General features: G+C 41.3%; 10 protein-coding genes. 4 read left to right on the top strand and 6 right to left on the bottom strand.

Features of this window, described 5'->3' with window-relative positions; translation table 11 throughout:
- Positions 1–23: 23 nt before the first annotated feature.
- Positions 24–806, bottom strand: a complete 783-nt coding sequence (locus tag PU629_RS09315) for a class I SAM-dependent methyltransferase (RefSeq protein ID WP_275283994.1) — start codon at positions 804–806, stop codon at positions 24–26.
- A gap of 104 nt (positions 807–910) precedes the next feature.
- Complete coding sequence (locus PU629_RS09310) at positions 911–1423, bottom strand: NUDIX domain-containing protein (protein ID WP_275283993.1); 513 nt, start codon at positions 1421–1423, stop codon at positions 911–913.
- Between the two features lie 404 nt (positions 1424–1827).
- On the opposite strand from PU629_RS09310, the gene PU629_RS09305 reads away from it, so the two are divergent.
- The 4 genes from PU629_RS09305 (at position 1828) to PU629_RS09295 (ending at position 4087) form a co-directional block, all read left to right on the top strand.
- The gene (locus tag PU629_RS09305; RefSeq protein ID WP_275283992.1) at positions 1828–2619 is read left to right on the top strand and encodes a hypothetical protein; all 792 of its coding nucleotides are present in this window, start codon (positions 1828–1830) and stop codon (positions 2617–2619) included.
- 167 nt (positions 2620–2786) lie between these two features.
- Positions 2787–2918 carry a YjcZ family sporulation protein gene (locus tag PU629_RS09300; RefSeq protein ID WP_275283991.1) on the top strand — a complete coding sequence of 44 codons (132 nt, stop codon included), beginning with the start codon at positions 2787–2789 and terminating at the stop codon, positions 2916–2918.
- A 183-nt stretch (positions 2919–3101) separates the two neighbouring features.
- The gene (locus PU629_RS22570) at positions 3102–3614 is read left to right on the top strand and encodes a CBO0543 family protein (RefSeq protein WP_481900485.1); all 513 of its coding nucleotides are present in this window, start codon (positions 3102–3104) and stop codon (positions 3612–3614) included.
- Positions 3611–4087, top strand: a complete 477-nt coding sequence (locus PU629_RS09295; RefSeq protein ID WP_275283990.1) for a CBO0543 family protein — start codon at positions 3611–3613, stop codon at positions 4085–4087. The genes PU629_RS22570 and PU629_RS09295 overlap by 4 nt, the downstream gene beginning before the upstream one ends.
- A 217-nt stretch (positions 4088–4304) precedes the next feature.
- Here the strand turns inward: PU629_RS09295 and PU629_RS09290 are convergent, their stop codons facing one another.
- The 4 genes from PU629_RS09290 to PU629_RS09275 form a co-directional block, all read right to left on the bottom strand.
- Positions 4305–4727 (bottom strand): GNAT family N-acetyltransferase, encoded by a 423-nt coding sequence (locus tag PU629_RS09290; protein WP_275283989.1) that lies wholly within the window; start codon positions 4725–4727, stop codon positions 4305–4307.
- A 418-nt stretch (positions 4728–5145) separates the two neighbouring features.
- Positions 5146–5268: a hypothetical protein gene (locus PU629_RS09285; RefSeq protein WP_275283988.1), complete on the bottom strand. Its 123-nt coding sequence runs from the start codon at positions 5266–5268 to the stop codon at positions 5146–5148.
- A 345-nt stretch (positions 5269–5613) separates the two neighbouring features.
- Positions 5614–5736 (bottom strand): hypothetical protein, encoded by a 123-nt coding sequence (locus PU629_RS09280; protein ID WP_275283988.1) that lies wholly within the window; start codon positions 5734–5736, stop codon positions 5614–5616.
- A 663-nt stretch (positions 5737–6399) separates the two neighbouring features.
- Positions 6400–14505, bottom strand: coding sequence for a glycoside hydrolase family 94 protein (locus PU629_RS09275; RefSeq protein WP_275283987.1), 8106 nt, complete (start codon positions 14503–14505; stop codon positions 6400–6402).
- Positions 14506–14551 lie beyond the last annotated feature (46 nt).

The following is a 14551-nucleotide window of genomic DNA, read 5'->3' as shown; positions in this document are numbered from 1 at the left end:
ATTCCATTTTTTGTCTCACTCAATCAATCCATACTTGTCTTTATAGCTCTTGTTGCAATGAAACATTTAATATATTTATCTAATGGTCGACTTCCGCCAAAATCATCTTCATAAAAACCATTGAGTATAAACCCAGCATCCATTTGTCCTTGAATTTGATCTTCTAGCGTATGCCCAAACTCGATTGTTTTATTGGCTTTTATATAGTCTTCCTTTTCTTTTTCAGTGAGATTATCCAAGGATGATGAAGGAATAGAGTTTTTAACCACTAGATTTCCCTTCCTATCTTCTTCATCATCAAAAATAAAGAGGAGTGGGTTTGTAAAGCCGGAAATAAGAATCCCTTTGTTTTTTAAAACTCTTGATGCTTCTTTCCATACAGGATGGACGTCTTTTACAAAAAGATTTGATACAGGGTTTATAATCATATCAAATTCTTCATCCTCAAAATCTGAGAGGTCAGACATATCACCCTGAACAGTCCTTAAAATCAAACCGTTCCGTTCTGCGACAAATTCATCTTGTTCCAACTGCTTCCTAGAAATATCCGTAACGGTTACATCCGCTCCGGCTGCTGCTAATATCGGTCCTTGTTGGCCTCCACCAGAAGCTAGACATAATAGTTTAAGGCCTACGAGTGATTTTGGAAACCAACTTCTTGGTACAGGTTTTCCTGCCGTCACGGTAATCTCCCAATCACCTAATTTACTTTTTTCAATCATTTCCGTAGAAACAGCCCTTGTATAGACTGCTTGTTCTTCAACTTTCTTATCCCAAGCCTTACTATTCTGCTTAACCGTATCCATCTTAACTTCCTCCGCCTTAATTTTATCAAAAGAAAACTATTTCACTTTATTAGTCTAAAGCTTAATCCCTTTAAATGGACTCTGTCTCTTCCTTTTAGTCAAAGCTAAAACCCAAAAGTCTCATTGATGATTGACCATTGGATTTCTGGTTTAGATTCATTATTAGTCATCATGGCTCCAAGCAAAATGTTAGGAGTGTTGTTGGTATGAGTCAAATAGTGCTCAAGAGTTAAACCGATCATTTTTGAGGTATATAAACTTGATAACTCATTCTTAGATATCCAATATAGTTCCCCTTCATCAGAAGGCCTAACATTCATATGCCTTGTTTCTCCAAAGTAAACATATTGTTGACGTATTTCCCCGCTATTATTTTCAAGTAGTATGTAGTTAAGCTTAAAATTTTTAATGTCATCTTTTTTAATTCCTGTCTCTTCTTCAATTTCTCGGTAACTCGCTTCCATGGGATAATTCAATTCATTCGGTTCCATATGGCCTCCAATTCCACCCCAAAATTCAAAATGAAAGATTTTACTCTTAGCTTTCTTCATCATCAACACTCTGTCTTGGTGAATTAAGAAGGCCGTTGCCATTTGTCGAACTTCCACTTCTAACATCCCCTCTATACGTTAAAACTTCTTCCATGAAACCGAACTGTTAAAAATTATCCGGTGAGTTATTTTAATAGTATCATTATTCACTCGATATGTAAGCAACAAATGGCTTTTCTTGATGTAAAGGGCTCGTAAATCATTATCTAGGCATCTTGCAAAAAATCTAAACACTTTTCGGTACTGTTGATAAAAGTGATTTATGCCCCCATACAGCAAAAAGCTGTGGGAATTTCTTACATCCACCGTTTCAATTCCTTCAATTTTTGAAATTTCTTCTTCCACTACTAGACTACATTCAATTATTGTGACCCTCTTGCACAATAGCTCGCAATATTTCCACAATTGGTCTTGTTAGCCGGAATAGTTTGACCTTTTTATTCAGACATTAACTACTAGAGGTGATTTTGATGAATAAAACAGTTGTTTTTGCAATTGGTGCCTGCATTATGACTTTATATCTTATTTTTGGTTCATTAACTCACGCTAAGAGTCATTCTTACAATTCAACGAGTGAAAAAGAAATTTATGAAAAATACGCCGAACTTGAAAATAGATTAAATGATCTTGAGCCTCCAAAGCCAGTTACTATTCATAAGTCTCCACAGGAAAAAGAATGGGAGGGTAAATACCCTTCAACTACCTTTCCTATTTCTGAAGTCCTGAAAACGGGATCAAAAATCCCCTTCAATACAATTAAAAAGGATCCATCCTATGAGCGTCCTGTTTATCAAGAACAGTGGCACAGCACCTATGGAGGCGGGAGATGGAGTTCTATTCCGAGTAGGATTTATTTCGCACAACATCGTTTATTCCCCATCTATGATATTGGACTTTCGGGTTTATTTGATTTCGAACATAATATAGGAATTGATTTTCCAACCTTTCAAAATAAAACGGACCTTGACTTATATATTGTTGTGTTTCAAACAAACGTTACTGAAGTTTATACAAAAGGTAATCAAGTGATCGTTGTGGGAAATCCGCAACGTCATGGAGTTCAAGTTATCACTGTCAAAACAAAAGACATTCATCCATCTGATCTCAAGAAAATGTTACTTATTCAATTGGCAACCAATGGTTATGAACTCGATTATTCATTAATTGGTTACGAGCCTCCTAATTACTGGGCAGGGAGAGAATATCTAAATAAAAATAAGAAATGGTTTAAGAAACCGCTTTTTAATGACACACCTGAGTAAATAGGAGCATTTTTTCTTGTTATTAATGCTCATTAAATTCGTGTACCCATAACCTTTTGATCCATGTAGTAAAACAGTTTATTTTATTAATAAAAAACTTTTGTCCATATCCTTAATGGCGTATTTCCATATAGTAAATTATCTAAAGTGAAAGGTGGTGCTCTTAAATGGCTGGATATGGTGGAATGGGTGGCGGCTGCTGCTACGGCGGCGGTGGCTACGGAATGGGTGCAGGCTTTGCCCTAATTGTTGTACTGTTCATCCTCTTAATTATTGTTGGAGCTGCTTACGTCTATTAAGACTAATGCCTGGAGTCAAGTAGACCCTAATGTTTTCACCCTATAAAATGGTGTCCTAGTTCCTAGGATGCCTCTATTTATATTGTCATTCAGACTTAATTTCCCACTTTTCTTTTGTTACTTTTCTTAATTAGGTCAAGATTATAGATAGGATAAATTGGATAAATTAAAACTAAGTTGTTCATGAAAGGATTTTTAATGATGTCAGTTGATTATTTAATAATGCTTATAATGTGGGTTAGCAGTCTTCTTTCATATGTGGTAATAGTTCCAAAAAAACGTAGACGGAGATTTCTATTTGCGTTTCTTATGTGTCAAACCTTAATGTGGCTAAATTCTTTGATACATGTTAATTTACATTTGTATTCATTTCCAGTACGGGAATTACCAAAAGCAACAGATATCTCCTTAACAACTGACTACTTTTTTTATCCTTTTGTTTGTGGTTATTACATGATCTTTGAACCAAAGAAAAATTTGATTATCCGACTCATTTATTTAGCTGCCTGGATTTCAGTTGTAGTTATTTTCGATGTTCTTTTGGAAAAAAATACAAATTTAATCAATTACATAAACTATGCCTGGTACTGGACATGGCTAGATTTTTTTGGTTTATACGCCATTACTAATTTGATATATAAATGGTTTTTTAAAAAGCACTCTCTATTCCAGAGTGACAAGCAGGTCCTTCTATGAGAAACGAAGTATTTATTTTAATTATTTTATGGATCATCGCAATTGGATTCGTGTTTATCATTCCTAAAAATAAGTGGCGATTAGCAGTTGTCGCTTTTTTGTTTAAACAAGCCATTACCTGGGTAACAGGTTTAATCGTTATTGAGTTTGGCTTGATCAGCTATCCAGTCCGTTTTTTTCCCGAGGTTAATCGGTCAAGCTTTAGCTACGAATATTTTTTTTACCCAATCATTTGTAGTATTTTTAATGTGTTTTATCCAAATGATCATAATAAAATAATAAAGTTTCTATACTACTGCTCATTTTGCACGGTTCTAACTGTGAGCGAAGTGATCTTCGAGAAATACACAAAGCTCATTACTTATGTGCATTGGACCTGGTATTTTACATGGATGAGTTTATTTTTAACTTTTATGGCCACTCGATGGTTCTGTATATGGTTTTTTAAAGGGATTTCACAGGAATTTGACTAAAATCACCATAATTGTCTAGAGGTCGGCATGCTCGCTAAGACATTTGATGTAAAAAAGCTTTCTTATTGAATCATTTTTTTACCCTAATTTACATTCAAATCACCTATTGCCTCAACCGAATAATAAAAGGGATATACCGTTATTATCCAAACTGAACCACTTGCTGAATAAGAAAACAGCGATACCTTATCAAGTATCGCACTTGTTTCTTTAACTACTATTTGCTAAGTCTTTTTTGTAAAAAATATTGATTAAATCCTTTTGGATGATCCTCAAGAATACCAAAAACCTCATAACCATTTTTTTTATAGAAATCAGGTGCTTGAAAACTAAATGTATCTAGATAAATTAACCTACACCCTTTTTCTTTTGCGAATCCCTCCATTTTATTCAATAGTTCGCTGCCGTACCCTTTCCCTCTGACGCTCTGATCAACCCACAAAAAATCAATATGTAAATGGTCCCAAAACATGTTTCCAGTAATTCCACCAACAATTTTTCTATCATCATCTTTTATAATAAAACTTATGTTTTCATTTGGCGTTTTAAGATCATCTGGGAGTTTTTCCATATTGTATTCAATTAACTTTTTTCGAATAAACTCGCTCTCACTCTGGTCCCATTGTTGAATTATTTCCAATTCTCCTCATCCCCTTTATAACTAGTAGAAGTTAATTATAACCTTAATTTCACATATTTTGTAAAAATTTCACTTTGACTAACTACCGATTTGTTCTACAAGAAAAAGTGCGGCAACCGATCAGACATTTTTGGCGTTCATCCCCTCGTTGAACGCCCTTCTTGCCTGCTCTCAACCCTATTTTGGCGTTCATCCCCTCGATGAACGCCCTTCCGGCTGCCTCATCCACTTATTTTGGCGTTCATTCCCTTGATGAACGCCCTTCCGGCTGCCTCATCCACTTATTTTGGCGTTCATCCCCTTGATGAACGCCCTTACCGCTGCCTCATCCACTTATTTTGGCGTTCATCCCCTTGATGAACGCCCTTACAGCTGCCTCACTCCCTCTTTTTGGCGTTCATACCCTCGATGAACGCCCTTACTGCTGCTTCATCCACTTATTTTGGCGTTCATCCCCTTGATGAACGCCCTTCTTGCCTGCTCTCAACCCTATTTTGGCGTTCATACCCTTGATGAACGCCCTTACTGCTGCCTCATCCACTTATTTTGGCGTTCATCCCCTTGATGAACACCCTTACAGCTGCCTCACTCCCTCTTTTTGGCGTTCATACCCTCGATGAACGCCCTTACAGCTGCCTCATCCACTTATTTTGGCGTTCATACCTTTGATGAACGCCCTTACAGCTGCCTCATCCACTTATTTTGGCGTTCATCCCCTTGATGAACGCCCTTACAGCTGCCTCATCCACTTATTTTGGCGTTCATACCTTTGATGAACGCCCTTACAGCTGCCTCATCCACTTATTTTGGCGTTCATCCCCTCGATGAACGCCCTTACTGCTGCCTCACTCCCTCTTTTTGGCGTTCATACCCTCGATGAACGCCCTTACTGCTGCTTCATCCACTTATTTTGGCGTTCATCCCCTTGATGAACGCCCTTCTTGCCTGCTCTCAACCCTATTTTGGCGTTCATACCCTTGATGAACGCCCTTACTGCTGCCTCATCCACTTATTTTGGCGTTCATCCCCTTGATGAACACCCTTACAGCTGCCTCACTCCCTCTTTTTGGCGTTCATACCCTCGATGAACGCCCTTACAGCTGCCTCATCCACTTATTTTGGCGTTCATACCTTTGATGAACGCCCTTACAGCTGCCTCATCCACTTATTTTGGCGTTCATCCCCTTGATGAACGCCCTTACAGCTGCCTCACTCCCTCTTTTTGGCGTTCATACCCTTGATGAACGCCCTTACAGCTGCCTCATCCACTTATTTTGGCGTTCATCCCCTTGATGAACACCCTTACAGCTGCCTCACTCCCTCTTTTTGGCGTTCATACCCTCGATGAACGCCCTTACAGCTGCTTCATCCACTTATTTTGGCGTTCATCCCCTCGATGAACGCCATTCTTGCCTGCTCTCAACCCTATTTTATAGGTGTACCTAACTCTTCAGGCTCAGAAGCAGCGGCCCGATTCCTTATAAACCAAATATAACCAAAATTGCTCCCTAGTTATTTGAGCAGGTGTTAATCCAGGTACTGTGCATCATTTGTGTAAAGGACACCCATTTGAACTCATCCCTTTTCATAAAAAACCCCAATAAAGTTGAACAGATTTGTTTAGTTCATCTGTCCACTTTATTGGGTGCATATCGCCAATTGTCTCTCTTATTTAACCATGTGTCCTGTTTTCCTGTGGTCTGAAATGCTGCAAACCAAGATGAACTTCTACTAAGTGAACCTGTCCGTCATCCACGAGTTTCAAATACGGCTCTTTTCCGGCGTCCTTACCGTCGACCAGCCATTTAACTGGAATTCCAAGATCTTGTTTACAATAGACCTTCAGCGAATAAGTGGTCTTTCGGTATTTATAGTCGATGGTGTACGAATCCCACTCGGCTGGTACACAAGGCTGAATATAAAGCTGATCTCCTTGAAGCTTGACTCCTAGTACATATTCCAGCCCCGCTTGGTACATCCAACCCGCAGCTCCCGTGTACCAGGACCATCCAGCCCGTCCTTGATGAGGAGTAGCTGTATAGACATCTGCTGACATAACATATGGTTCATTTTCGTACGTTTGGACGTCTCGAAAGTTGCGGGTATGTGTGATGGGATTTAGCATGGAAAATAGCTCAAATGCCTTATCTCGACGATTTAACATCGCCCATGCCACAATTCCCCATATCACACCGTGTGTATACTGCCCTCCATTTTCGCGAATTCCAGGCGGATACCCTTGAATGTATCCAGGGCTTGGGCTTGTTTCATTAAACGGTTTTGTTAACAATTTAGCAAGGCTTAAATCGCGGTCAACAAGCTCGCGATCAAACGATGCCATCGCCCGAGACTGCCGGTCTTCTGATGTTCCCTTCGAAAGGACTGACCATGACTGTGCAATGGCATCAATTCGGCATTCCTTGTTCCGATTGGTCCCAATCCATGTCCCAGCATCCGTAAAGGCCCTGCGGAACCAAGAACCATCCCAAGCATTATGGTTGAGGTTGTTCTCCAATTGGCGTGCGGTTTCTTCAAATTGTTCAATTTCGTTTGGCGAGAGGATGTCCCCTTCAAGTCTAATAAACCTGTTAAGAATTTCTAAAAGGAACCACCCCAGCCAGACACTCTCGCCGCGTCCCTGTGCTCCAATACGGCTCATCCCGTCGTTCCAGTCACCAATTCCCATAAGTGGGATTCCGTGTTCACCAAATTTCAAGGAATGGCGAATGGCTCGTAGGCAATGTTCCAATACGGTCCCTTTTTCTTCAGACACTACGGTATCTTCGTAACGCTCCAATTCTTCATCTTTAAGAACATCACTTTTTATAAAGGGAACGTTTTCTTTAAGAATTTCGTAATCACCTGTTTGTTCTAAATAACGCGAGACAGTGTATGGAAGCCAAAGTAAGTCATCTGAAAATTTCGTACGGATTCCCTTGTGTGTTTCTTCGTGCCACCAGTGCTGTACATCTCCTTCTTGATATTGATGTGCAGCATTGATAAGTATTTGCTTCCTTGTGATGGAAGGGTCTGCATGTAAAAACGCGAGTGAATCCTGCAGCTGATCGCGAAATCCAAATGCCCCGCCTGCTTGGTAAAAAGCGGTCCTGGCCCATAATCGACAGGCCAATGTTTGATATAATAGCCAGCCATTCATCATTATATCCATTGAACGATCTGGTGATTTAACCTGTACTTGTCCAAGGATATTCTGCCAATAACGTTTAACACTTGTTAATGTATCATTGAAGGAAGAAGGCCGACCATATTGTCCGATTAATGAATAAACCTCACTTTTTGAGGCTGCACAGCCAAATAAAATGGTTACCGTTATTTCATCTTCCGGGGGTATTTCAACAACCGTTTGGATCGCTCCGCAAGTATTGGAGAATGACCCTGTGCGGTTTGACAGTCCCTTTTCAAAGAGTGCTGCTGGAGATTCTAATGAACCTCCGTGTCCGATAAATTCCGCTCGGTTACCTGTCCAAGAGTACAACTGTTCCGATGGATCCTTGGACCCGGGAATAGAAATATGCATAAAGCTGACAGCATCACTAAAGGTTTCCTGATAGGCGTTATGAGCAAGTAATGCCTTATGATCCTTATCCCATTCTGTCACAATGAAAGGTGCTTGCGCCTCGCGAGTAACTCCAAGAACCCATTCGGCGTAATACGTAATGGAAATTTGTTTTTGCACCTTACTACTATTCCTTATGCGCAGTTGGACCACTTTTAGTGTATCATCCAAAGGAACGACCGTATCCATCGTGTGCGTAATCTCACCATCTAGTTGTTCAAACCGGCTAAATCCTTTGCCATGAGTGACTTTATACGTCAGTTCGGCTCCTGCCGGTTTAGGTGTTGCAGACCAGACCTTACCTGTTACGAGATCTCGTAAATAGAGACATTCTCCAGGCTGATCAAGTACTGGATCATTCGTCCATGGGGTGAGTTTACACTCACGCGAATTGTGCCACCAACTATATCCTGTGCCAAAATCGGTAATTAAACAACCGAATCTTGGATTGGCAAGGATATTGCTCCAAGGTCTAGGGAGATAAGAGCCGTTTTGCACGAAAAGTTGATAGGCCTGGCCATCTTCAATAAAACCACCCCATCCATTGAAAAATTCCCCTATAGGCGTAATACTGGTTGCCAACTGCTTTTGAATACCTTTTTGTGTTGCAGCAGGCTGCCGCTTTAACGGCTTTAATGTCATAGGTTCAACGTGTAATTGTGCCTTTAGGCTTGGACCACCCGCCCGCAACCATACACGAGCAACAGCTTTTAGAAGTGTCCGTACATTCTCATCAAGCTGTGATGCTTTCAAACCGATCATTCGTTTCATTTGTCCTATCCCAATGGCAGTCATCTCATCCCGTAAGCGATTCATGAGCTGATCCTGGTACCCGCCTATGGTCTCATCAAGCACCACCAGGTCTATTTCTAATCCGAGCATGCACAAGTACTGATGTTGTCTTGTTATTAACAGAACGAATGGCAAATCGGCCATATTTTTAATCGTAACGACCACTATCGGCACGTCTCCACTCACTCCGTACGGCCATAATGCGGACTGGCCCAAACGATTATGTTCAATTGCTTCCTGACGCAAAGAAGTGAGCGGCGGGGTAAATAGGAGCCTCCCCGCCAACAAATAGGCTTCCATTGCCTGTTCCGGCGTTAAATGCAGATGCCTGAGGTCGATTTGTGAACGCACCAAAGCTAAATGGAAGGCATTGTCAGATTGCTTCGGTTCACTTAGCTGATGAATGATGTCCAGTGCTTTGTCACGACTCTCTGCAACACCTGTTACGATATAGACGGTTGCTGATTCTTTCGGGGCCAATTGAATTCGGCGCCTCATGACAAACGCCGGGTCCACTACAGAGCCTGTAAGTCCACGCAGACGTGAAAATAGCGCCTTTGGTTCCTTAAGTGAATAACCTCGGCCAATGAATTTGGCGCGATCTGTTTCAAATTCATAGTCTCCCACTTCATGTGTGTCAACATAGACAGTATGGACTGCCCATGTCTCCTGTTCTTTATCCTCTCTTGGCCGCCTCTTTGCCAATAAGCATTGTGATGCGGCATCGTGGCTGGTTTCGATAAATAACTTGTTAAACGCTGGATGCGCATTGACTGCAGATGGGTTTGCCATTGCTAATTCCAGAAAAGTAGTCACTTCCAATACACGGTCTTGATCACTATTATTCACGAGTTGAAGGCGACGAATTTCCGCGTCCACATTCGGGGAAATGGTTATTTCAAGATTAGATGAGATGCCTTGATACTCTCCTTCATACGAAGTTTTATCAAGACGAAATACGGCTTTTGTATCCTGAATGGCATTGCAAGGGAACCGCGATGTGCTCCATGTCTCTTCTGAAGGGAATTCGTGGATGTAAATCATCATGCCCGATGTATCCACAACTGGATCTTCCCTCCATCTTGTGACAGCAATCCCATTCCATGTGAGCATTCCAGTACCATTGTTCGTGTTTATACTCGTCATACGGCCGTTTGACAATATGTTTACTTCTGGTAGGAGGGTCGGTTCATAAAAGTTACGTTCCAAACTGTCAAAATGCTCTTCAAAAGAGGTGAACTTCTTATAGATCCCAATTGGTTCTTCTATAAGGGCAGCTTTATCCGGTAGGCGCTCTTGTAAAAGCATGTCGGTTGTACAGATACGAGCATCGGAATGAAATCGATTAATCATGATATCATTTGCCAATAAATTGCAAAGAGTAAGCATACTCATGCCTTGATGATGAGCCATGTAACTCTGTACGACCTGATATCGGCTGCCTTTTGAAAGTCTTTGTGATGTAAAATCTACTGCCTCGTAATATCCAAAGTCTCCTTTAGCCTGTAAATCCTCAAACCTCTTTAGCGCTGAAAGTCCTGCATTGCCCGCATAAGGAAGAGCCATAATCGTAGCATAGGGAGCAAGGACCAAATCATGTTCAAGCCCACGGTCAAATCCAAGTCCAGGAATACCAAAAGCCCGATACTGATAGTTCATTTGATAGTCAAAAGCATAGTAACCGCTTTCCGAAATTCCAAATGGCACTTGAAATTGGTCGGCATACATTTGTTGCAGTCTAACAACACCTCGATAAGTGGAATCCCAAATTGTATTTTTGTATGTGCGCATAATCAGACTTGGCATTAAATACTCAAACATGGTACCCGACCACGATAATAATGTCTTATCTTTGCCAGAAATGGTCATCGTTCGGCCTAATGAGAACCAGTGTGAAACTGGGATTTGCCCTAAGGCAATGGCAACAAAGCTTGCCTGTCTTGCCTCTGATGCCAATAAATCGTAAAGAATCGTATCTTTTTGATTTGAATCCAGATGATACCCTAATGAGAACAAACGTTCATCTTGGTTATATAATGATTGAAAATTAGTCTGTTCAATTAGTTCGTTGATTTCTTTATTAAGAGAATCGATATGAGGCTTAAAATCACTCTCTCGTTTGCCCCATTCAGCCAATCCTTGACGAACGACCATTAAATAGGCAACAAAATTACCGGAATCAACGGTTGAAACATATTTAGGTAATAGAGGCTGGGCAGATTCTGTGTCATACCAGTTTAGTAAGTGACCATTCCATTTCTCCATCCTTACAACGGTTTTTACTGAGGCTTCAATACGTTTCACCATCACAGATGTATCGATGAAATCAAGATCACGGGCCGCAACCACACAAGCTAAATACAACCCAATGTTGGTAGGTGATGTCCGATGAGCAATGATCTCCTGTGGATGGTACTGGACATTGTCAGGGGGGAGCCAAGATTCATCCTCTGTCACATACCGTTCATAAAATGACCAAATTTGGGACGCTAATTCTCTGAGCTGTGAACCAGCCGCGTCCATCCATGGATACTTATTTGGTTTTTGTGGCTGATTTAATTTCTGGATGATCGGTCTAGCTAATAGCCAAAGGATTAAAGCCGCTACACCTATAGCGCGCACAAAAATATCGTCTGAAAGCCAAGCGACAACGGCAAATAAGACAGAAACAATGTAGCCCGCTGGCTCAAACATGAACACATGCTTTGTTGTGTCATCGCGATCGGTCCAGGCAGAAGGGACCCACTCAAGTAGATTACGCCGACTAACGTACATGCGGTAGAGTGAGCGTATAATGGCATCCGCCGATAGAACAGCAGAAAATGGCAGTGTTATGAACTGTAATGCACACTGCATGAAACTGACACCAAGGGATCGATTAAGTCTTCTCCCCATCACCGCTGAAGCAAGTGCACGTAAAAACGGAAGAAAAATCGTTAAAAGCACAATCGTTTCCCACACCCAACTTCTGCCTGGTAATGCGAATAGCCCAAGAATAGCAACTAGAAAATAGATAGGTGCACGCAGGCTCCGGCGTAAATTATCAACAATTTGCCAACGAGTCAGGCTGCACAAGGCAATTTGCTTGCTTTCACCATGACGGTCTTCACATTTTATACCTAACCATTTGAGGAGCTGCCAGTCTCCTCGGATCCAACGATGAGCACGTTGCTCATAGGCATAGTATGTTTTTGGGTAGGATTCAACCACTTCAATATCCGAAACTAACCCTGTACGTAGAAATCCACCTTCAAGTAAATCATGACTCAGTACAGAATGGTCAGGGATACGGTCTACAAGCGTTTTTCGAAATGCTTCTACATCAAAGATTCCTTTCCCCACAAAAATCGCGTGAGAAAAGAAATCCTGATAGACATCCGAAACCGCGAAAGCATATGGGTCAATCCCTGGCTCTCCAGCCCAAAGTGCGGCAAATCTTGAGCTTTGGGTAGATTCAAAACTTACACCTATACGCGGCTGCAAGACACCAAACCCCTCGATCACGCGTGTTTCATCATGATTAAGGCGCGGTCGATTGTATGGGAAGTGAATGGTTCCCGCAAGTCTGCTCACAACACCGATCGGAAGCAAAGTATCGTGATCGGTTGTAAATATATATTTAATATTTTGCAGAATCGTTGTCTCTCCAAGTATAGTCTTATAACTTGTATGATTGTTGCCGGAAAGAAGCTCAACGAATTCAACGAGTTTGCCTCGCTTGCGCTCCCAGCCCATATAGACACGATCAACAGAATTGTAAACTCGGGACCTGTGGAACAGGAAAAATTTATCAGTTCCGTATTGTTGTTGTAATTCGTCAATACGGTCTAATGCATGTGAGAGAATTTCGCCATCACCTGGCATTGTTTCAGAATGAGCATCACAAAAGTCTGCCAATATACCAAAATGAAGGTTCTTCTGCCGATTTGCAAGGTAGTGGACCAAAAGTTGATTCACAACATCATCCACCTCTTCCTTACTCGACCAAATAACCGGCATGACGACGATCGTCCTGGCATCTTCGGACACTTCATTAGAAAAATCATATCTCAAGAGAGGAGTAGGATGGCAACATTTACTTATTACTTCATGGAGAATGGTTATGACCCATTCACTGATAGGTAAAAACAGGGCAGCAAAAATAGCAAGCCAAGATATCGGCCGAACCCCGCTCCCATATGTTGTCCATCTTCCACTTACTAGCATCAAACCGACAAACAATAAAATGAAGCTTAAAAAATATACCAATGATGGTTGCCTTCGTATGGCAAGATGAGGCAACCTCCTAGGCCGGGCCAACTTACTAAGCTCTCCCCTTAGAATAGTAGTCCCATGTGGATCAAGTAAATAATAGGAAAGGCATGCTTCTCGAGGGATCAATTTTGTTTGATCCGCGTCCGCGTCTTCTAGGCGAGACTTTGCCAGCCTTATGGAAGTCTGGGCCACTAACGTTTCCGGAATGTTCAGTTGTTCAGCAATTTTAGCGACGCGTCCACGAAGTAAATCACGACTTGCTATATCCAGACGTTTATAGTCATTATTGGGATCGGAAAGAAGGATTTTTTCAATATGGGAAATTTTAGTGAAACTCAAACGCCATGGTAATCGCTCGAGAGTGTGCAAACTTTTCACTAAGTTACCACATATCACTTGAAGTTCCGCTTGCAGTTCATGCTCAAACGAAACCATTTGTTCAAGGCTCGATTCACTAGTTTCAATATGGACCGCAAGCCAATCATGAACGATCCGAATATTGGGTTCCCACTCACTTAAATGTTGGACAAAATGAACAATTTCAACTGGATCCAAAGGCTTTTTACGTGTTTTTTGTTCCAATAAGGCCCTTATTTTAGAATCAGTCATATTTTTGGAGCCTATTTGCTTCATGAATGACGTAATCGAGTGACACACGTCGTGTCGTTTTCTTACCTCCCTCATCGCTTCTGCCAAACGGCGAATAATAACGACACGCATGGCACTGAGTAACGTCCAACATTCTGAATCCTTTAGAACAGAAACTTCCTGAAAGGACATAATATAATTTTCAAATGAATCAACATCATAGTGTCCATTCATTTGATCAAGGTAATCATTGCACACGGCATAGATCCTTGGTAACCCAGTTGTTTTCAACTTGGGCAGCCTTTTTAACTTGGTATTGGGCAATTCTCGATAAACAACCTGAGCTTGTGTCTCTATAAAATTGATATGGTCCAGAAGCCAATCCTCCGCAGGCTGCTTACAGTCCACATTGTAGTTCTGTAGAAGTTTCGCAAATTCATGGAGAGTAGCCAGATCCCTATTAAAGCCTGGCCAAAAACGTGCGGCTAGCTCTCCGGTGGAAGTTAATTCATGAGTTAGGGCGAACTCATGCGCCCTCGCTCTTAATTGATCATTATTTAAAATCATAAGCTCCCCCTTTTATGTTTCCATATGGGGAATATTCCCAAAGTGA

The sequence above is a fragment of the Pullulanibacillus sp. KACC 23026 genome, from assembly GCF_029094525.1.
Lineage (GTDB): Bacteria > Bacillota > Bacilli > Bacillales > Sporolactobacillaceae > KACC-23026.
The sequence above is the reverse complement of the archived record's forward strand: the minus strand, read 5'-3'. Positions and strand labels throughout refer to the sequence as shown.

Bases quoted from the DNA above. Each gene is read 5' to 3' on its own strand.
- PU629_RS09315 (WP_275283994.1), bottom strand. From the start codon at position 806: ATGGATACGGTTAAGCAGAATAGTAAGGCTTGGGATAAGAAAGTTGAA.
- PU629_RS09310 (WP_275283993.1), bottom strand. From the start codon at position 1,423: ATGTTAGAAGTGGAAGTTCGACAAATGGCAACGGCCTTCTTAATTCAC.
- PU629_RS09305 (WP_275283992.1), top strand. From the start codon at position 1,828: ATGAATAAAACAGTTGTTTTTGCAATTGGTGCCTGCATTATGACTTTA.
- PU629_RS09300 (WP_275283991.1), top strand. From the start codon at position 2,787: ATGGCTGGATATGGTGGAATGGGTGGCGGCTGCTGCTACGGCGGCGGT.
- PU629_RS22570 (WP_481900485.1), top strand. From the start codon at position 3,102: ATGAAAGGATTTTTAATGATGTCAGTTGATTATTTAATAATGCTTATA.
- PU629_RS09295 (WP_275283990.1), top strand. From the start codon at position 3,611: ATGAGAAACGAAGTATTTATTTTAATTATTTTATGGATCATCGCAATT.
- PU629_RS09275 (WP_275283987.1), bottom strand. From the start codon at position 14,505: ATGATTTTAAATAATGATCAATTAAGAGCGAGGGCGCATGAGTTCGCC.